Origin of the sequence: Streptomyces sp. SID13031 (assembly GCF_010548305.1) — a bacterium.
Taxonomy (GTDB): Bacteria; Actinomycetota; Actinomycetes; order Propionibacteriales; family Kribbellaceae; genus Kribbella.
The window spans coordinates 114,065-131,413 of the sequence record NZ_JAAGLV010000016.1 but is presented as its reverse complement, the minus strand read 5'-3'; the positions used below and the strand labels follow the sequence as shown (position 1 = coordinate 131,413).

At 66.8% G+C, this 17,349-nt stretch carries 18 protein-coding genes; 9 read left to right on the top strand and 9 right to left on the bottom strand.

Annotated elements, in window-relative coordinates:
* Positions 1–68: 68 nt before the first annotated feature.
* The gene (locus tag G3I17_RS40080) at positions 69–836 is read left to right on the top strand and encodes a type II secretion system F family protein (protein WP_203590896.1); all 768 of its coding nucleotides are present in this window, start codon (positions 69–71) and stop codon (positions 834–836) included.
* On the opposite strand, the gene G3I17_RS28795 is transcribed toward G3I17_RS40080, so the two are convergent.
* Entirely contained in the window at positions 828–1,127 is a 300-nt protein-coding gene (locus G3I17_RS28795) for a YciI family protein (RefSeq protein ID WP_164600745.1), read from the bottom strand. The two genes, G3I17_RS40080 and G3I17_RS28795, sit on opposite strands and share 9 nt — an antisense overlap.
* On the opposite strand from G3I17_RS28795, the gene G3I17_RS28790 reads away from it, so the two are divergent.
* The gene (locus G3I17_RS28790) at positions 1,126–1,287 is read left to right on the top strand and encodes a hypothetical protein (protein ID WP_164600744.1); all 162 of its coding nucleotides are present in this window, start codon (positions 1,126–1,128) and stop codon (positions 1,285–1,287) included. The genes G3I17_RS28795 and G3I17_RS28790 overlap by 2 nt on opposite strands.
* A gap of 208 nt (positions 1,288–1,495) precedes the next feature.
* Here the strand turns inward: G3I17_RS28790 and G3I17_RS28785 are convergent, their stop codons facing one another.
* Together G3I17_RS28785 and G3I17_RS28780 are read right to left on the bottom strand one after the other, a co-directional pair.
* A complete protein-coding gene (locus tag G3I17_RS28785; protein WP_343238446.1) occupies positions 1,496–2,116 on the bottom strand; it encodes an AAA family ATPase in 621 nt (206 codons plus the stop codon).
* An 802-nt stretch (positions 2,117–2,918) separates the two neighbouring features.
* Positions 2,919–4,388: an insulinase family protein gene (locus G3I17_RS28780; RefSeq protein ID WP_164600743.1), complete on the bottom strand. Its 1,470-nt coding sequence runs from the start codon at positions 4,386–4,388 to the stop codon at positions 2,919–2,921.
* Between the two features lie 334 nt (positions 4,389–4,722).
* On the opposite strand from G3I17_RS28780, the gene G3I17_RS28775 reads away from it, so the two are divergent.
* The 5 genes from G3I17_RS28775 (at position 4,723) to G3I17_RS28755 (ending at position 6,786) form a co-directional block, all read left to right on the top strand.
* Entirely contained in the window at positions 4,723–5,226 is a 504-nt protein-coding gene (locus G3I17_RS28775; protein WP_203590923.1) for an aldo/keto reductase, read from the top strand.
* Positions 5,227–5,329: 103 nt separating this feature from the next.
* On the top strand, positions 5,330–5,539 hold the full coding sequence (locus G3I17_RS28770; RefSeq protein ID WP_164600742.1) for a DUF4244 domain-containing protein: 210 nt from the start codon (positions 5,330–5,332) through the stop codon (positions 5,537–5,539).
* 75 nt (positions 5,540–5,614) lie between these two features.
* Positions 5,615–6,019: a TadE family protein gene (locus G3I17_RS28765; protein ID WP_164600741.1), complete on the top strand. Its 405-nt coding sequence runs from the start codon at positions 5,615–5,617 to the stop codon at positions 6,017–6,019.
* A complete protein-coding gene (locus G3I17_RS28760) occupies positions 6,012–6,386 on the top strand; it encodes an Rv3654c family TadE-like protein (protein WP_164600740.1) in 375 nt (124 codons plus the stop codon). Before G3I17_RS28765 ends, G3I17_RS28760 begins: the two co-directional genes overlap by 8 nt.
* Positions 6,376–6,786: a hypothetical protein gene (locus tag G3I17_RS28755; RefSeq protein WP_164600739.1), complete on the top strand. Its 411-nt coding sequence runs from the start codon at positions 6,376–6,378 to the stop codon at positions 6,784–6,786. The genes G3I17_RS28760 and G3I17_RS28755 overlap by 11 nt, the downstream gene beginning before the upstream one ends.
* A 313-nt stretch (positions 6,787–7,099) precedes the next feature.
* Here the strand turns inward: G3I17_RS28755 and G3I17_RS28750 are convergent, their stop codons facing one another.
* The 6 genes from G3I17_RS28750 to G3I17_RS28725 form a co-directional block, all read right to left on the bottom strand.
* The gene (locus tag G3I17_RS28750; protein ID WP_203590895.1) at positions 7,100–7,798 is read right to left on the bottom strand and encodes a response regulator transcription factor; all 699 of its coding nucleotides are present in this window, start codon (positions 7,796–7,798) and stop codon (positions 7,100–7,102) included.
* Positions 7,799–7,929: 131 nt separating this feature from the next.
* A complete protein-coding gene (locus tag G3I17_RS28745; protein ID WP_203590894.1) occupies positions 7,930–9,063 on the bottom strand; it encodes a CehA/McbA family metallohydrolase in 1,134 nt (377 codons plus the stop codon).
* 116 nt (positions 9,064–9,179) lie between these two features.
* Entirely contained in the window at positions 9,180–9,404 is a 225-nt protein-coding gene (locus tag G3I17_RS28740) for a hypothetical protein (RefSeq protein ID WP_203590893.1), read from the bottom strand.
* A gap of 611 nt (positions 9,405–10,015) precedes the next feature.
* Positions 10,016–10,762, bottom strand: coding sequence for a ricin-type beta-trefoil lectin domain protein (locus G3I17_RS28735; RefSeq protein ID WP_164600737.1), 747 nt, complete (start codon positions 10,760–10,762; stop codon positions 10,016–10,018).
* A 457-nt stretch (positions 10,763–11,219) separates the two neighbouring features.
* Entirely contained in the window at positions 11,220–11,678 is a 459-nt protein-coding gene (locus tag G3I17_RS28730; protein WP_164600736.1) for a hypothetical protein, read from the bottom strand.
* Between the two features lie 39 nt (positions 11,679–11,717).
* The gene (locus G3I17_RS28725; RefSeq protein WP_164600735.1) at positions 11,718–14,024 is read right to left on the bottom strand and encodes a DEAD/DEAH box helicase; all 2,307 of its coding nucleotides are present in this window, start codon (positions 14,022–14,024) and stop codon (positions 11,718–11,720) included.
* Positions 14,025–14,229: 205 nt separating this feature from the next.
* Between G3I17_RS28725 and G3I17_RS28720 the strand changes: the two genes are divergently transcribed.
* Together G3I17_RS28720 and G3I17_RS28715 are read left to right on the top strand one after the other, a co-directional pair.
* Positions 14,230–14,559: an STAS domain-containing protein gene (locus G3I17_RS28720; RefSeq protein WP_164600819.1), complete on the top strand. Its 330-nt coding sequence runs from the start codon at positions 14,230–14,232 to the stop codon at positions 14,557–14,559.
* Between the two features lie 239 nt (positions 14,560–14,798).
* Positions 14,799–17,105 carry a sodium-translocating pyrophosphatase gene (locus G3I17_RS28715; RefSeq protein ID WP_164600734.1) on the top strand — a complete coding sequence of 769 codons (2,307 nt, stop codon included), beginning with the start codon at positions 14,799–14,801 and terminating at the stop codon, positions 17,103–17,105.
* The last annotated feature ends 244 nt before the right edge of the window (positions 17,106–17,349 follow it).

Below are 17,349 nucleotides of genomic sequence, written 5' to 3'. Positions count from 1 at the left end.
TTCGCTCAACCGCAATGTCGAGCTCGCTCCTCACCGCGCTGGTCGCTGTGCCTGGCTCTACTCACCCAATGCCTGTGTCGAGTCAGGTGCTGTCCGCCTCGGCGGTAGCTCTTGCGGTGGTGCTGTTCTTGCCCAGTCCGCCGGGGCGTCGCCGGTTGGCGAGGCATCGCCCGTTGCTCAGCAGCCGTTGGCCGTTCAGCCTTGTCACGGCGAAGGAGGTCCCACGAGCCACTCGACGTCTTCACCTCGCGGTCGCCGCCGTCGCTGCGGCCGGCCTACTCCTCGTGCTCGGCTTGACCGCCGGCTTGATCCCCGCAGCCGTCGCCTTCGTCGCCACCCCGATAGCGCTGAGCCGGCTAGAGCCCGCGGCCACTCGACGGCGTGCGGCGCAGCTCACCGCCGACCTGCCACTGGCAGTAGACCTACTTGCCGCCTGCCTCCGAGCCGGCCGCCCACCTCAAGCGGCGATCGGCGTGGTCGCCAAGTCTCTCGGCGGCCCACTCGCGGACCTCCTGCTCGAGGTCGAACGCCGGATGAACCTCGGCGCGGACCCGATCGACGCCTGGTCCTGTCTCCTCAAGGAACCAGCCTGCGCCGCATTCGCCCGCGCCACCCAACGAGCCCTCCGCTCCGGCGCCCCGCTCGCGAAGATCCTCGAACACCAAGCCAACGATGTCCGTCAAACCCGCCGCTGGTCCGCCGAGGAGCAGGCCCGCGCGGTCGAATCCCGCTCAGTCGTCCCGCTAGGCCTCTGCTTCCTGCCTGCGTTCATCCTCCTGGGCATCATCCCCACGATCGCCGGCTCCCTGTCCGGCCTCCTCGGGTTCCTAGGCTGAGGGCTGTTCCTTGTACGCCTCCAACGCGGCCACCACAGTCGTCGCCCAGAACTGCGTCACCCGGTATTCGCAGACCCCGGCAACGGAGAACGGATCGCCGGCCACCAACTCGTCGATCGCCGCCCGATCATCGCCGAGGGCAATGATCACGCCACCGTCCCGCGGTTCCTTCCGCCCCGACACGACGAACAGCCCGGCCTCGTACTGCGTCTTCATCCAGGACATGTGCTCTGCGATGAACCCGTCAACGCGTTCCAGCGGTGCGGTATAGGTCAGCTCCAGGACAAACATGCCGCTCACGCTAGCCCGACGTACCGGCCGCTTCCGCTCCGGGCCGTTCGGCCGCCGCGAGCAGCGACTCCGCCGCAGAAGTGCGGGCGTACAGGACAACCCGCCCAAGCCGATGCGGGGTGACCAGCCCGCCTGCTCGCAATGCGCTCAGGTGCTGTGAGACACCTCCGACTACTGGACCGAGAACTGCTACCGGGGATCAGGCCCGACGCCCTGCAAAACGGGAGCGGGTACGGGATGTCGCCGGCCGGTCCGATGTGATTTCCTGCACGGCCTTCTGGAATGGACTGGGGGACCTCCGAACCGGACACCGCCGATCGGCTTTGCGCGAGTTCTCAAAGCGGGACCGATCGGCTGTCATCAAGCCACTACTTCACACCCAACTGATCGGGTCCGAGCGTGCCGGCCGCGACGGCCCTTTCCCGCAAACGGTCGAACGCACGAGTTCCCGCAGGACGTGCCAGGAAGTCTTTGATCCGCAACGCGCACGCGCGTGAGCTGAGCACACCAGTGTCGCACTCGACGTCGTAAAGGCCATGCGCGTGCACCTTTGCAAGCTGCCTCTCCGCTTGGCCGATTTCCCGGTCGCCCCTGGCGTTCTCGCGACGGCGCAACTCTTCGAGGTCGCAGTACACCCCGACCAGAACAACATCCAGGCCGCTCATGACCGCAAGGCAGTCGATCAGCCTCCAGGGCTCGCTCAGCACGTGGTCCACCACAACGTCGTTGCCCGCATGTGCCATGCCTGCCACCGCTCGGTGGAAGCCGGCCCTCGTGTGGACGAGCACCTCACGGATCTCGTCCTCACCGAGCTCGAGCGTGCGTTCCTTCGCCCTCAGGCCGTTGATGACGTCGACGCCCATGTTGAAATAGGGAGTGTCCAGCACCGACAAGAGTTGCACCGCAATGCTGCTCTTCCCTGAGCTCGAGGCACCGTTCAAGAAAATGATGCGCCCCTTGCGGCTGCCCGAGAAGATCACGAGCAGCACTGTAACAATTGGTCATCGCATAGATCATCCGACTGAAGTCGAGCATGTCCGCCAGATGATGGCGGCCTGCCAAGCGGAAGACCAGGACGTTCGTGAACGCGTAGGTTCAAGCCCGTGGCCTACGGGGTGCCAAAACTACGCCCAACGGTCTGACCTGCGCTTCAGGCTGCCGCAGGTTCGTACTCGTTGACCAAACCGCCGAGTACTCGCCGACGATGCACTAACTACAGCCAGGCTCTGCGATGCGTTCAATGAGTCCGGCTTCGTGGCGCTGGACCCAAAATGGAGCGGGAAGACCAGGCACAGCGTCGAGGCGATCGTTGGCGCAGTGGCCGTGTCGCTGGATCGACCGGAAGTGCTGGTGGTCGGCCGAACGGTGAAGCTCAACAGCGGCCAGGACTCCATCATCGGGCCGCTACTCAGGCCCGCCGGCGCTCGCCATCCGTGGCCAGACCAGATCAGCACTCACTGGGGTAGGGGCAGCAAGACACGATCGTCAAGGTTCATCCGAAGTTGGTGGTCGAAGTGGCCGCAGACGCAGCATTACAGGCCGGCCACTACCGGCATCCGCTGCGCCTGATCCGGTATCGAGCAGAGCTGCAGCCGGAAGACGTTCCGACACTTCCTGGTACTGATGCAGAGGAATGAGGGGAGGGCCGAGGCTCGCCCCGAGAGTAGTTGCGGCCTTGAGTTGGCGGTTGCCTCTAGCCACGACGCATCGATGTTGTGTTAGATGCAACGGTGTCCGATGCGGGAAGTGCGGCCGCACGTGACCTCTGTAGTTGTGGGGCTCCAAGAGCGGCTAGTGGTCGTCCTGGTTGCGGGTGAAGGCCGACTCATCGAACCACAGGCCGGGATCGGTCCGGCGCGCCAGTTCGTCCAGGGCGGTGCCTGAGCCGCGGAACATCTGCGGGTCCACTGGGATCGCGCAGCCGTTGATGCCAAGGACCACGGTAGGGCTGTCCGTGCGCATCACCCCGGCCACCTCTTCCCAGCGGATCTCGTGTACGCCATCCTCGTCGCGCAAGGCGAGTCCCTGCCCGGTCTGCACCAGCACGAGCGAGCGAGCGTCCTTGAAGAATGTCCTTGCTGCCAGGGACGGCTTGTAGACCTTCCCGGCCGGCAGTTCGGGAATCACTCGGCAGTGCGTCTCGGGACGGAACCCGTGCGCCTCCCAGACGTTCAGCACCTCCTGCTCGGCGTACCCAATTGCCGAAGGCAGGGCATCCCGCAGTACAGCCGCGATGTCAGCCGGCCGTACCTGCTTGGCCAGAACTATGTCAGTCGGTGCCAGCGGCGGGTCACCCATCAACTGGAGCATCGCGGCGCCGAACGCCGAGGCCAGCTCTCTATCGGTAGTGGCGAGGCCCTCCTCCAGACGGGCAACCGCGAGCGCCAACTCTTCCTCGCTGGGCCCATGGATGGCGAGATCGGTCAGTGCCTCTCCCACCGCCCGCACTACCGGTTCCTCGGTGCCTTCGCGGGCTTCGGCGAACACGACGAAGTCCCTACCCACGAGCTGGCTGTCGACGACGTAGCTGTGCCCAGCGACGTGGCGACACTGCTCTTCGATCCTGTTCTCCAGCACACTCATGGCCAGCATGGGCGCGCGTGCAGCATCACCTAGCGGCACAGTGAGCAGTACTGCGGCTCCTGGGATCCCGTAGCCCACCGCTGACGGTCCATCCACCAATCGCCCGGCCGGATACTCCCTGATAGGCGCAGGTCCTTGCGGCAGCTTCAGCTCCAGCCCATCCGGCAGCGGCCCACTCACCTGCAGTACTGCGTTGCCAGGAATGAACCACTTCCGCGCGAAGGAGGTGACGTGCTGTGCCGTAAGGCCGTCGTACCCGGCGCCTTCCAGCCAGGCCAACCCCGGGCCGGCAGCGCCGTACCGGGCGAACAGCAGGAACGCGGCCATCGGATGGGCGGCCCAGCCGTCCTCGGCGGCCAGTACCCCGGCCTCGACTGCGAGCCGATCCACCGGCGGGTCGGCCAGCGCGGCGCAGAGCCGGTTGAGGAACTCGCCGACCCGCGCGGGCGATCCCGACGCCGCGAAGGTGGTCGACTCCAGATCGACCTCGGCCTGGACCTGAATCGGCAACTGCCGCACTGTGCTCATCACCAGGTGCTCGACGGTGTGCGCGACTCCGACGGTGCGCAGCGTCTCGTCCCGGGCTCCGACCGCGAAGGTCAGGGTGACGTCGGTGTGCTCCTGTTGATCCCGGTGCCGCAGCAGCCGCACGCCATCGATATGTTCGGTCTTGATCACCGGCGAACTGTACTGCCCGCGACACGATCACGAGCGCCGCTGAGATCATCCGCGAGCCGACTCCAAAACAACTGACAGGCGACTCCTGTTCCGGACACCTCCCGTACATGGGGTCAGGCCCGCGCGGGCACACCCGCCCACCACCGGGCAGTACATGTTGGCGGGGTGTGCGGCCGCTCCCGTCGACAGCGGGCAATTGCGCAGTGTTCTAATACTGCTCGTTGCCAACGCACCGCACTGATCTCACTCCGAAAGAGTCGACCAGATCGGCTATCCGCCGCACTGATCTTGCCACTCGTGCACTACTTGCCAGACCGGAGGCGTCTGGACGCGGCTGAGGGTCGAGCGGATCGACCTGTTGCAGTTGCACCGGATCGATCCGGCCGTGCCGTTGCAGGATCAGCTGGGTGCGTTGGCGCAGTTGCAGGCTGAGGGGAAGGTCAGGCATCTCGGTTTGTCGGAGGTGACGGTGGCACAGCTCGAGGAGGCGCGGCAGGTGATCGAGGGGGTCAGTGTGCAGAACCGGTACAACCTGATCGATCGCGAACGCGACGCAGTACTCGATCATTGCTTAAGGCAAGGAATTGCGTTCCTGCCGTGGTTGCCGATCGCCAAGGGCGATCATGGGGCGTCATCGCAAGTGCTGGCCGAGATCGCGAGCGAGCTGGGGGCGACCTCCACTCGAGTGGCGCTGTCCTGGTTGCTGCATCGATCGCCCGTGATGGTGCCGATTCCGGGGACGAAATCGGCGGCTCACCTGCAGGAGAACGTGGCTGCGGCGCGACTGCGGCTGTCTGCGGAGCAGCTGGATCGGCTCGCGGGGGTTTGCCGGGGGTAGTTGTCCCCAGGTTGAGAAGTCCTTTTCTGCAAGGGCTCTGATGACGGCACCTTGTCAGTAAGCCGATCCGGAGCAGCCGGGTGGCAGATCAGGAGGTTCCACCATGTCCAAGGCGCTGGTATCCGCTCGCCGACCCCGCAAGCGCACCGAGCGGGGCGCCGCCACCGCGGAGTATGCCGTGACCATCGTCGCGGCCTGCGGGTTCGCCGGCATCCTCATCGCACTCTTCAAGTCGCCGGCGATCCTGACGTTGCTCAAGGCAATCGTCAACTATGCACTGAAGGCCGCCGGTGTGGACGGCGTGCAGCTCTGACCGATGCAGCTTTCCGGCCGCGGCGTGTCCCCTCGTCGCCGCGGCCGGCCACTCTTGGAGCGGAGGACCTGACGCATGCGCAATCAACGACGTCCGGACGGGCGCGCGGTCACGGCACGACGATCGGATCGGGGTGCGGTCACTGCCGAGGTCGCTTTCGTACTGCCGGTTCTGCTGGCCGTCTTGGCGGTCGGCCTCTGGCTGGTGGGAACGGTCATCACCAACATCCGTTGTATCGACGCGGCCCGCGACACCGCGCGGGCCGTCGCCCGCGGTGAGTCGGTCGAAAGCGCCAAACAAGTCGGCCAACGTACGGCACCGTTGGGCGCCACTATCACCGTCACTCGCCGAGACCAGACGATCCAGGTCGAGGTAGTCGCCGTTGCACCCCAGCGCTCGGGCCTGCTGGCGGCGTTACCTCAGTCGAGCCCAAGAGCCACCGCAACCATCCAAGCCGAACCGGACTCGAGCGATGGCTGACCGAACAGACCGCGGCAGCGCGACCCTGCTCGCGCTCGGTATCGCAGCAGTCTTGCTGGGCGGTTGCCTGGTAGGAGTGCTCTGGGCAGCGGTCTCGGTCGGCCACCACCGGGTAGACGCTGCCGCAGACCTGGTGGCTCTCAGCGCGGCCCAGGCCCAGCAATCCAACCCCGCTGATGCCTGCCCCACGGCCGCACGAATCGCCGACACTCATCGCGTCGAGCTGAAGACCTGTCGAACGGAAGGAGAAGCCGTCTCCGTGGCAGTCACCCTAAGACTCCACCTGGGCGTGCTCGGCACGCCGCTACTGACCGGCGAAGCCCGCGCCGGACCGATCGGAGGAGGAGACTGGCCGGGTGACGGATGACTCGACTCACCTCCTGGTGGTGGATGCGGCGAACGTAGTCGGTTCACGCCCCGACGGCTGGTGGCGCGATCGCCCCGGCGCAGCCCGCCGCCTCCTCGCCAAGCTCCAAACTCTCGCGTCTCAACTCGAAGCCCCGACCGAGATCGCCGTCGTACTGGAGGGTGCCGCGAAAGCCGCTGTCGAGAGTGACGCAGACCCGGCCTTCGGTGATCTCCGGATCGTCCTCGCGAAGGGTTCGGGCGATGACGCGATCGTCGACGTAGTCACCGCGGCCGTTGCCGAAGACAACGACCGATCCATCACCGTGGTGACCGCAGACCGTGGCCTCCGCGCCCGAGTAGAACCCCTGGGCGCCCAAACCACAGGCCCCAACTGGCTCCGGGACCAATTACCCTCCTGAACCCCGGAACCACCCCGAGACCAATCGCCTTCCTGGACCTCGGATTGCCCCGGAACCAACTGCCGCCTTGAACCCGGCGTTTGCTGGGTTCAACTATCGTCCCGGATCCGGCGTTGGCTCTGGAGACAGCTATCGCCCTGAGCCTTGCGTTGGCTTTAGGGGTGACTGCCCTGCCCTCCTGGGCCTCGCGTCCTCGGAGCCGAGGCCGGCGACTACCGGCGATAGCGCGAGTCTCCTGCCCAGCGCAACACCGGCTGGGCTATCAGCTACCAGCCGGAGAAGGCTCTTGCTTGAGGCGAGCCCGGGTGGCGGGTCAGTCGAGGAGCCAGCCGTTGCGTTCGGCTGTTTGGATTGCGTCGGCTCGGGTGCGGGCGCCGGTTTTGCCGATGGCGGACCACAGGCGGGTGCGGACGACGCGTTCGGAGACCTGGAGGTTGCGGGCTATCAGCGCGACCGAGCCGCCTTCGCGGGCAGCCCGAAGGGTTTGGGTCTCGCCGTCGTTGAGCGGAGTCTCGGCGTACTGGAGGGTCTCCGCCGCGAGGTTGGCGTCCACTACGCGCAGGCCGAGGTGGACCCGGCGCACTGCGTCGGCCAGTTGCGGCGTGGGGCTGCCTTTGAGGGCGAAACCCTTGGCGCCGGCTTCGAGGCCGCGGCGGAGATGACCGGGCCGGCCGTAGGTGGTGAGCATGACGACGCGGCACTCCGGCATCGAGTTGCGGAGTTCGGTGGTCACGCTGAGGCTGTTGGCGCCAGGGCCGGCGGTGTCGAGTAGCGCGACGTTGGCGCGGTGGTGTTTCGCCGCGCCGACCACGTCGTCGGTGCGGTTGAGCTCGGCAACGATCTCCAGATCCTGTTCGCGTTCCAGACCGCTTCTGAGCACGCCTCGGCTGAGGATCTGGTCGTCGACCAGCAGCAGCCGGATGCGGTAGGGCAAACGAGCCTCCGGGGGTTCCGTCCGGGCGCCGGGGAAGTGCGTCCGGGAGGAGATGAGCAGCTTTCGGTTCCAGATCATGGAGGCCCGAAACTCGTTCCGTCCACATCAACGCGACATCTCTACCAGATTGCGACCCGATCGCGACCAGACAGAATCCGCGCCCAAGAACCTCAAGCCCGCGCCTGCCTCGGTAGTACGCCGGGGTGATGTCAGTTGGTGAGGGAGAGGAAGCGGTTGTCGTGGGTGATGAGGGCTGTGCCGGTCTCGATCGGGGCCGGGAGGGTCTCGTAGGACGAGCGGATGGCGTGGTGCGCGCCATCGGCGGTGACCAGCAAAGTGTTGGGGGCGTCGATGACAACCAGTTCGTTGCCGTTGCGGAGTACTACGGGGGCGTCGTAGCCGGCCGAGATGGCGGTGCGGCCGACGGCCAGGCCCTCCAGGACGGCGGGGACCAGTTCGTCAGGGCCCTCGGCGGCGGCGTCGATGGCTATCCAGGTGGTGGGGATGCCGGGCGTCGTCAGGGACGTCGGGTTGTGGTAGTCGCTGCCGCCGATGGGGGTCGTCGATCCGAGGCCCCAGGCTTGCCACCATGCGACCGGGCCGCCCCAGCTGTGGTCGAGCCAGGAGGAGTGCCAGACCTCGGCCAGTGGTGGGTGTTCCGGCAGGGGGTGGCGCCAGGAGCAGTCGCCGCCCAGGGGGTGGTTGATCGAGAGCAGCCCACCGCGGCGGGCTACCTCGGTGACCCAGGTCGAGGCCGGCTGGCGGAAGTCGATGACGCCGATGGCTCCGAAGGCGTTCGCATGGCCGATGTCGGTGGTCACCTCTTGGCCGGGGATCAACCCGATGCCGAACTGTCGGCCAAGCCCACCGAGCTCAGCATGATGCGCCTCGGTGTTGTGGTCGGTGATCGCTATGACGTCCAACCCGGCCGACACCCCGAGCGAAGCGAGGTTGGCGATCGGTGTCGAGCCGTCCGAGTGCAGCGAGTGCGCATGGAAGTCGCCCGCCACCCACCGCAGCCCGTCGGCAGCAGGCAACACCCGGCGAGGCGGCCGAGCCGGTACGCCGACAGCACCCGTCAACGCGGCGTACTCGTCCAGTCCCGGGATCACCGAGACCGGCCCGGTGACCGCCTCGACCACCAGCTCGACGCCCTCGACCGGTACGCGATGCAACCCGATCACCACGAACCAGGTGCCCGCCTCCAACTCGCCGGCCAGATAGCCAGGTGTGGCCGCGGTGGGGGTGATCGCAAAGGACTGCCGTGCACCACCAGACCACCCGCGCCAGCCACCGGCGCCCTCGCAGCCGAGATCGATCACGGCGCCCTCGATGTCAGGCATTGTCAATGTCACCGACAACCCAGGGCAGCCAGCAGGGATGTCGACCGGTATTGAGTGCCAGACCGACGAAGCCCGGTCGTCCAGCGTCCACCGCTGCCGGTACGTCGTGACCGCCATCAGCCGACGACGGTGGGTTGCCGGGCCAGCAGTTCGCCGCTCTCCCTGTCATACAAGAGAACCCGCTGCTCAGGTGCAGTCAGCACGACAGGGGTTCCCGGGGAAGGCTCGTCCTCCTCCGGCACGGTCACGCCGATGAGCACGCCGTCGCGTACCTTCAACGGATAGGTGATGTTCTCCGCGACGGTCATGTGCGGGAAGAGCGCGTAGTCCTGGAAGACCATCGCGACGCCCCGCGTGCCGGGCTCGAGACGGAGGCGGCCGAGCCGAGCAGGGCCAGCCGGAACAAGCGCGGGATACGTCGCATCACGGGGGCTCCTTGCGGGGTCAGTTCAGCCAGTGCCGGTTCACCTTGGCACTCGGCGAGAACTTTGTGAAGACTTTTGAACGCGCAGAGGAAGACGTTGTTAATTTCCAACCTCAACTGGTTGCCCTCGGCATACATCAGAGGCCACCGGTAGCTGTCAAGTCCGATCCGGGCGGAGAGCATTGCGGAAAAGTTAAAGCCCGCTCGCGGTTGAGTCACAAAGGGTAGTGGAGTAGATACAGACCGTGAAGGCGCGAGGTAGCGTCAGTGCCGATCGGATCATCGGATCGGAGGTGACGGACATGCTGCTCGGACTGCTTGACGACCTTCTTGGCTACGGCCATTGGCACCACTGGCACCACCACTGCTGGTGGTGAGCCGCTGACCGGGCTGCTCCGCTGACGCGCAAGCAGCGGATCGCCTACCACTGAGAATCTGACCACCGCGGTTCATGAACCGAAAGGAAGGGGCCGGCTCCGACAACATGTCGGGGCCGGCCCTCCTCTGTGTGGCTGAGGATCCTCCTCGTTACCTCTGAGCCAGCTGCATCATCTGCTTGGGCAGCGTCGTCATCTGCGCCGGTACCGGGGTCTTCGCCTGAAGCAGGCTGAACAGGCTTCCCGCGGCGTTCGCGATCGGCAGCGGCAGGGCCAGGCCCAGCGATGCCAGCAGTGCGTTCACGAGTGCCAGCACCGCGCCGAGGATGTCCAGGCCCGGCAGCGGCAGTGCGCTCCAGCCCTGGTACGTCGCTCCGCTGGCCGACTGAACGCCGGTCGGCTGAGCCTGCTTCTTGACGCCCTTGCCGAGCAGCGAGCTGAGTGCCATTCCGTTCGCTGCGTTGACGAAGGACCCGGACGACTGGTCGTAGTTCCACTTCTGGCCGTCACCGTCGCGGCAGGGCAGCACCAGGACCGGCGCTCCCTTGGGCGTGGTGACCAGGTCCGCACCGGTGTCCAGGCAGGCGCCTGTCTTCGCAAGGGCGCCACCGACGCTCTTGCTCATCGCCACCTGCAGCTGGCCCTTGTCGGTGACGACCCATTGCTGGGTCTTGCCCTCCTTGCCGGGAGCGCAAGCCATCATCACCGCCATCGGGACCTTGTTGGACGTGACGAAGGTGAGGCAGTAGCGCGTGTCCGCGCGGTTGGCGATCTGCTTCACCACGCCGACCTCGACGCCCGGGGGGTCGGCCGGTGCCGGTGCCGCCGCCTGAGCGGGGATGGCAGTGGCCAGAGCGACGCTGACGGCGAGGACTGCCACGCCGGTGCGACTCAACATTCTACGGATGATCAAGACAACCTCCAGAGGTCGTGCTATCTCGCGGCGTCAGGTCGTCGGGACCCCGAGGCGAGAGCGGCCGGACCTGGCTCCGGGAACCGCGACGATGCCCACTTGCGCGTGGGGCGAGTTGCGGGTCGATCCCCCGATGAGGAGGCGGTGTGGCCCGGAAGGCCGGCGGTGACTCAACGCGACGTTGACGCCACGACCAGTAGTGCACAGGTCCGGCGGAGGTGGCTATCGAGATCCGGGGGAACTTGATGCCAATGGCAACTAACTGCCAGCGAGGAATTGTTGCGCAAGGCATCGATATGTGGCTGCGTGGTCGCCGTGCCGCGGCTGAGTGGCGGCTGTGCCTGGATCGAGATGTTACTACGATTTTCGTTTCAGGGCACGTTCCCCGATGAAGTGGTTTCACCTTCCCTGGAAGGTGAAACCACTTCAATTCAGGCCGGGATCAGTGCGGCTGCTTCGAATCGGTGCCGTCGGCAACAGTGTGCCGCCCGTCCGCGAGCCGATCGGCGGCCGACAGGTCAACAGTCCGGCTGTCGGGCTCGTCGAGATCCGGGTCGGCGGCATGCCGGCCGACCGGCGCCGTGCCCTCGAGCTCGCGGTCACCGACGGTGTCGTCAGAGGTGGAGGTGGAGGAGTCCGGGGTGTCGACGGAGGCCACCTGCTGGCGGAGCTGGCGGACCTCCTTGTGCCGGCGGTAGCCGCGACCCAGTCCCTTCTTCGTCAACCACAGGCCCAGGGTGATGGCGATCCCGGCGGCGGCGCCGAGGAAGAACAAGGTGGGGACCGAGAGTCCGAAGTCGACGCCGAACACCGACATCGTGGTCGAGTCGCCGGAGGAGACGGAGACGCCCAGGCCGAAGAGGACGGCAAGGACGATCAAGACGATTCCGAGAGCCAGCATGGTCGCTGCCTTTCTTCCAGCAGCCTGGTGCTGGAGGTTTCAGGCCTCACTGCGAAGGAGTGCGGTAAGCAGCGCGACGGCGCCGCCTTTGTCGAGCGGGTTGTTCCCGTTCCCACATTTGGGTGACTGTACGCACGACGGGCAGCCGTCCACGCACTCACAGTGTGCAATCGCCTCCCGTGTCGCGGTCAACCACTCGCGCGCCGCGGCGTACCCGTGTTCGGCGAATCCGGCCCCGCCCGGGTGCCCGTCGTACACGAAGACGGTGAGCCGGCCGGTGTCGGCGTGCTTGGCGGTGGAGACGCCGCCGATGTCCCAGCGGTCGCAAGTGGCGAACAGCGGTAGTAGCCCGATCGAGGCGTGCTCGGCCGCATGGGCGGCCCCCGGTACGTCGCTCAGCCCGAGCTCCTCGACCAGCGAGTCGGGCATCGTCCACCAAACCGCCTTGGTGCGCAGCGTCCGCTCGGGCAGATCCAGCGGCTGCTCGTCGAGCACGTCACCGGTGACGAGCTGTTTGCGCTGGAACGAGATCACTTGGTTGGTCACCTGGACCCAACCGCGGGACAACTCGGCCGCCCCCCACTGCTGGGTGTCCTCGGTGGTCAGGATGCTGATCTCGGTGACGTCGCGGGCGAACGTGGTGTAGTCCGGCGACGCCGGCTCGACGATCGCCGCGTGGTTCTCCAGATCCAGTGTGCGGACCAGATACGACTCGCCCGCGTGCACGTAGACCGCGCCGGCGTGCACGCTGGCGTGCGCCGAGCCGCCGTCGACCGTGCCGAGCAGTCGCCCGGTCTGGTCCTCGACGATCTGCACTGTCTTGCCACCGGCCGACCGGATGTCGATCGCGTCGACCGCCCGGTCGCGGCGGGTCCAGAACCAGCCATGCGGCCGCTCCCGGAGCAGGCCCTGCTTGACGAGTTGCTTGATGACGGTCTCGGTGGTGGCGCCGAAGATCTCGTAGTCGTCCGGAGTCAGCGGCACCTCCTGCGCCGCGGCGCAGAGCTGCGGGCCGAGGATGTATGGGTTCTCCGGGTTGAAGACAGTTGCCTCGACCGGTCGGCCGAAGATCGCCGCCGGGTGCCGGACCAGGTAGGTGTCGAGTGGATCGTCTCGAGCGACCAGAAGAGCCAGTGCGTCGCCACCCGATCGGCCTGCCCGTCCAGCCTGCTGCCAGAGAGAGGCGCGCGTCCCGGGCCAGCCGGACAATAGTACAGCGTCGAGTCCGGCTATATCTATGCCGAGCTCCAGCGCATTGGTCGCGGCGACTCCGGTCAGCTCGCCGCTCTGCAGCATGCGCTCGAGCCGTCGGCGCTCCTCCGGCAAGTAGCCGGCCCGGTACGCCGAGACCTGCTCGCTCAAGGCCGGGTCGATCTCCGCGAGCTTCTCCCGAGCGGTCATCGCGACCGACTCGGCGCCCCGGCGCGACCTGATGAACGCCACCGTCCGCACTCCCGACACGACCAGGTCGGTCAACAGGTCGGCGACCTCGGCCGGGGCGGACCGGCGTACCGGGGCGCCGTTCTCACCGCGGAGTGAGGTGAGGGGCGGCTCCCAGAGGCCGAACGAGATGCCGCCTCGGGGCGAACCGTCCTCCACGACCTCCACCATCGGCAGGCCGGTCAGGCGTTCGCCGGAGACCGCAGGCTCCGCCACGGTCGCCGAAGCGCAGACGAAGATCGGATGCGACCCGTACTGCGCACAGACCCGGCGCAGCCTGCGCAGTACTCCGGCGACGTGTGCGCCGAAGACGCCTCGGTAGTGATGGCACTCGTCGACGACCACGTACTGCAGGGAACCCAGGAACCTGGCCCAGCGCTGGTGGTTCGGCAGGACTGACCGGTGCAGCATGTCCGGGTTGCTCAGGACATAGGTGGCGTGGTCGCGAGCCCAGTCCCGCTCGGTCCGCTCGGAGTCGCCGTCGAGCGTCGTCGCGCGCAACCCCGGCACCGTGTAGGCCGACACCGCGCGCAGCTGGTCGTGGGCCAAGGCCTTCGTCGGGGACAGGTACAGAACAGAGGCAGTACGCCGATGTGGTGACGCCGTGTGCGCGATGCTCAAGGTGGCGAAGGCGGGCAGCAAGTAGCCGAGGGACTTGCCGGACGCAGTGCCGGTGGCGACCACCACATGCTTGCCGCTGTAGGCAGCCTCGGCGGTTGCGACCTGATGGGTCCAAGGTGCGGTGATGCCGGCATCGGCCAGCTGGCTGATCACCTCGGGCGGAGCCCAGCGCGGCCAATCACCCGTTTGACCCAATCGTGGCGGCACTGATTCGACGTGCGTCAGTCGCTCGGCGCGACCGGGACCGGCAGCGAGCCGCTTCAGTACCTCCGCTGCCCCACTCATGTCTCGACCCTAGTCAGGCCCGTGGACAGAACTCACCACAGCGTGCACGCGCGGATGCGGAAAGCGTGTGCAAATGCGGATGCACACGTCAGTTTGGACGGCTGGCTCGACGCGGGATGCACCGAAATGAAAGAGTTTTCGCACACGGCCCTACTCACGGTCCGTACATGGTTGAATGCAACAGTTCACGGGATCGGAGGCCGAAGTGGATCTGTCGCTGACGACGCGCACAGAGGGTGGGCGCACCGTCGTCGAAGTGGGTGGGGAGATCGATGTCTACAGCGCGCCGAAGCTCCGCGAAACCATCGTCACGCTGGTGGACGGCGGGTCCTACGACCTCGTCGTCGACCTGGAACGGGTGGAGTTCCTGGACTCCACCGGCCTCGGCGTCCTGGTCGGCGGGCTGAAACGGGTCCGGACCCACGACGGTTCGCTGTCGCTGGTCTGTACCCAGGAGCGGTTGCTGAAGATTTTCCGGATCACCGGCCTGACCAAGGTGTTCGAGATCCATCCGGACGTCGCCTCGGCCATCTGAGGCGGTCCGGGACCGATCGCGAGGTAAGGGAAAAGGTGTCCCCGCGATCACAGACGGTGAAGTACCGGCTGACGACCGCGGGTATGGCGTAGACCACCCTGTCATCAGGTCTGGTCGTTTACCCGTTAGAGTGACCCACCGCGCCAGGCCATTGGCGCGTGTGTCGTAATTCTCAACCCTTCGGTGTGCGGCAGTACGGGGGCCGTTCAGCCCTGAGGGGTTGCCTACAAGGAGGACGGATGTCCGCGTCGCTTGCTGTACAAGCGGTGGATCTTTCGTCGAGCAACACCACGCTGGTCGCCGTCGTTGGAGTGATCGCGATCCTCGCGGTCGCCATCGCGATGGTGTTCCGTCGTCAGGTGCTTGCCGCGAACGATGGCACCGAGAGTATGAAGATCATCGCTCAGGCGGTCCAGGAAGGCGCTTCGGCCTATCTGTCCCGCCAGTTCAAGACCCTGTCGATCTTTGCCGTGGTGGCGTTCCTGCTGCTGTTCCTGCTGCCTGTGCACAGTGACGGCGACAACGACACCACGCTGAAGATCTTCCGGTCGGTCTTCTTCCTGATCGGCGCGGGCTTCTCCGCCGCCATCGGCTACCTGGGCATGTGGCTCGCGACCCGGGCCAACGTCCGCGTCGCCGCGGCCGCTCGGGACGAAGGCCGCGAGCCCGCCATGCGGGTCGCGTTCCGTACCGGTGGAACCGTCGGTATGGCGACCGTGGGCCTCGGCCTGTTCGGTGCGGCCCTGGTGGTGCTGCTCTTCGAGGGTGACGCCCCGACCGTGCTGGAGGGCTTCGGCTTCGGTGCCGCCATGCTCGCCATGTTCATGCGGGTCGGCGGTGGCATCTTCACCAAGGCCGCCGACGTCGGCGCGGACCTGGTCGGCAAGGTCGAGCAGAACATCCCCGAGGACGACCCGCGCAACGCGGCGACGATCGCCGACAACGTGGGCGACAACGTCGGTGACTGCGCCGGTATGGCCGCCGACCTGTTCGAGTCGTACGCCGTCATGCTGGTCGCCTCGCTGATCCTGGGCAAGGCCGCCTTCGGCGAGCAGGGCCTGGTCTTCCCGCTGATCGTGCCGGCCATCGGCGCCGTCACCGCGGTCATCGGCGTCTTCCTGACCAAGCCGCGGGCCGGCGAGAACGGTCTGCGGACGATCAACCGGGCGTTCTACATCTCCGCGGCGATCTCCGCGGTGCTGTGTGCCGTCGCGGCGTTCGCCTACCTGCCGAGCAAGTTCGGCGACCTGACCGGCGCAACCGAGAAGATCGCCGCGCAGGATGGTGACCCCCGGGTCATCGCGACCGTCTCGGTCATCATCGGCATCGTGCTGGCCGCGATCATCCTGGCGCTGACCGGTTACTTCACCGGTACCGAGGACAAGCCGGTCCAGGACGTCGGCCGTACCTCGCTGACCGGTGCCGCGACCGTCATCCTGTCCGGTATCTCGGTCGGCTTCGAGTCGGCCGTCTACACCGGCCTGGTGATCGCCGCTGCTGTCTACGGCGCCTTCCTGGTCGGCGGCTCCGGGGTGCTCGCGCTGTTCGCGATCGCGCTGGCCGGTGGCGGTCTGCTGACCACCGTCGGCGTCATCGTCGCGATGGACACCTTCGGTCCGGTCTCCGACAACGCGCAGGGCATCGCCGAGATGTCCGGTGACGTAGACGGCGAAGCGGCCCAGATCCTGACCGAGCTGGACGCCGTCGGCAACACCACCAAGGCGATCACCAAGGGCATCGCGATCGCCACCGCCGTACTCGCGGCGACCGCGCTGTTCGGCTCCTACACGGACTCGATCTACGCGGTGCTGAACGACGCCGGCGACGCCGCCTTCAACAGCGACGCGCTGGTCTTCGACCCGTCCACGCTGGTCGGCCTGATCATCGGTGCGGCCGTCGTCTTCATGTTCTCCGGACTGCTGATCAACGCCGTCGGCCGCGCCGCCGGTGCGGTCGTCTACGAGGTTCGTCGCCAGTTCCGCGACATCCCCGGGATCATGGAAGGCACCGGCAAGCCGGAGTACGGCAAGGTCGTGGACATCTGTACCCGCGACTCGCTGCGTGAGCTGGCCACTCCTGGTCTGCTCGCGATCGCGGCCCCGATCGCCGTCGGTTTCGGGCTGGGCGCCTCGGCGCTGGCCGGTTACCTGGCCGGCGCGATCGCCAGCGGCACCCTGATGGCCGTCTTCCTGGCCAACTCCGGTGGCGCCTGGGACAACGCGAAGAAGCTGGTCGAGGACGGCAACCACGGCGGCAAGGGTTCGCCGGCGCACGAGGCCACCATCATCGGTGACACCGTGGGCGACCCGTTCAAGGACACCGCCGGCCCGGCCATCAACCCGCTGATCAAGGTGATGAACCTGGTCTCCGTGCTGATCGCACCGGCCGTCGTCGGGATGTCGTCGATCGGCGAGGACACCAACACCGCGCTGCGGATCACGATCGCGCTCGTCGCGTTCGCGATCATCGTCGTGGCCGTGGTGATCTCCAAGCGCCGGGAGTCGGTCATCTCCGACACCCCGGCCGAGGTCAACGCCGCCGTCTGATGGGCTGATCGACCGCAGTACCCCGAAAGGCCCGCCGGAGTTCGTCTCCGGCGGGTCTTTCGTTTGTCGGGCATCAACCATCAGCTGGGAGTCACCCCCATTTCCTGGCTGGACGAGACGTTCGGCCACCGGGCATCGACTTTGGTCGGATGCGGCCCCGGGCCGTAGTACGGGATCGTCAGGGGTGGGTCAGGGAGTCAACCGATGGCACCCGCGGTCCGGTGGGCGACAGAATCCACCCAGG

Coding starts and splice junctions, on each gene's coding strand:
- G3I17_RS28745 (WP_203590894.1), bottom strand. CDS start 9,063: ATGCCTGACATCGAGGGCGCCGTGATCGATCTCGGCTGCGAGGGCGCC.
- G3I17_RS28725 (WP_164600735.1), bottom strand. CDS start 14,024: ATGAGTGGGGCAGCGGAGGTACTGAAGCGGCTCGCTGCCGGTCCCGGT.
- G3I17_RS28715 (WP_164600734.1), top strand. CDS start 14,799: ATGTCCGCGTCGCTTGCTGTACAAGCGGTGGATCTTTCGTCGAGCAAC.
- G3I17_RS28765 (WP_164600741.1), top strand. CDS start 5,615: ATGCGCAATCAACGACGTCCGGACGGGCGCGCGGTCACGGCACGACGA.
- G3I17_RS28740 (WP_203590893.1), bottom strand. CDS start 9,404: ATGGTCTTCCAGGACTACGCGCTCTTCCCGCACATGACCGTCGCGGAG.
- G3I17_RS28735 (WP_164600737.1), bottom strand. CDS start 10,762: ATGTTGAGTCGCACCGGCGTGGCAGTCCTCGCCGTCAGCGTCGCTCTG.
- G3I17_RS28795 (WP_164600745.1), bottom strand. CDS start 1,127: ATGTTTGTCCTGGAGCTGACCTATACCGCACCGCTGGAACGCGTTGAC.
- G3I17_RS28770 (WP_164600742.1), top strand. CDS start 5,330: ATGTCCAAGGCGCTGGTATCCGCTCGCCGACCCCGCAAGCGCACCGAG.
- G3I17_RS28730 (WP_164600736.1), bottom strand. CDS start 11,678: ATGCTGGCTCTCGGAATCGTCTTGATCGTCCTTGCCGTCCTCTTCGGC.
- G3I17_RS28790 (WP_164600744.1), top strand. CDS start 1,126: ATGCCGCTCACGCTAGCCCGACGTACCGGCCGCTTCCGCTCCGGGCCG.
- G3I17_RS28750 (WP_203590895.1), bottom strand. CDS start 7,798: ATGATCTGGAACCGAAAGCTGCTCATCTCCTCCCGGACGCACTTCCCC.
- G3I17_RS28760 (WP_164600740.1), top strand. CDS start 6,012: ATGGCTGACCGAACAGACCGCGGCAGCGCGACCCTGCTCGCGCTCGGT.
- G3I17_RS40080 (WP_203590896.1), top strand. CDS start 69: ATGCCTGTGTCGAGTCAGGTGCTGTCCGCCTCGGCGGTAGCTCTTGCG.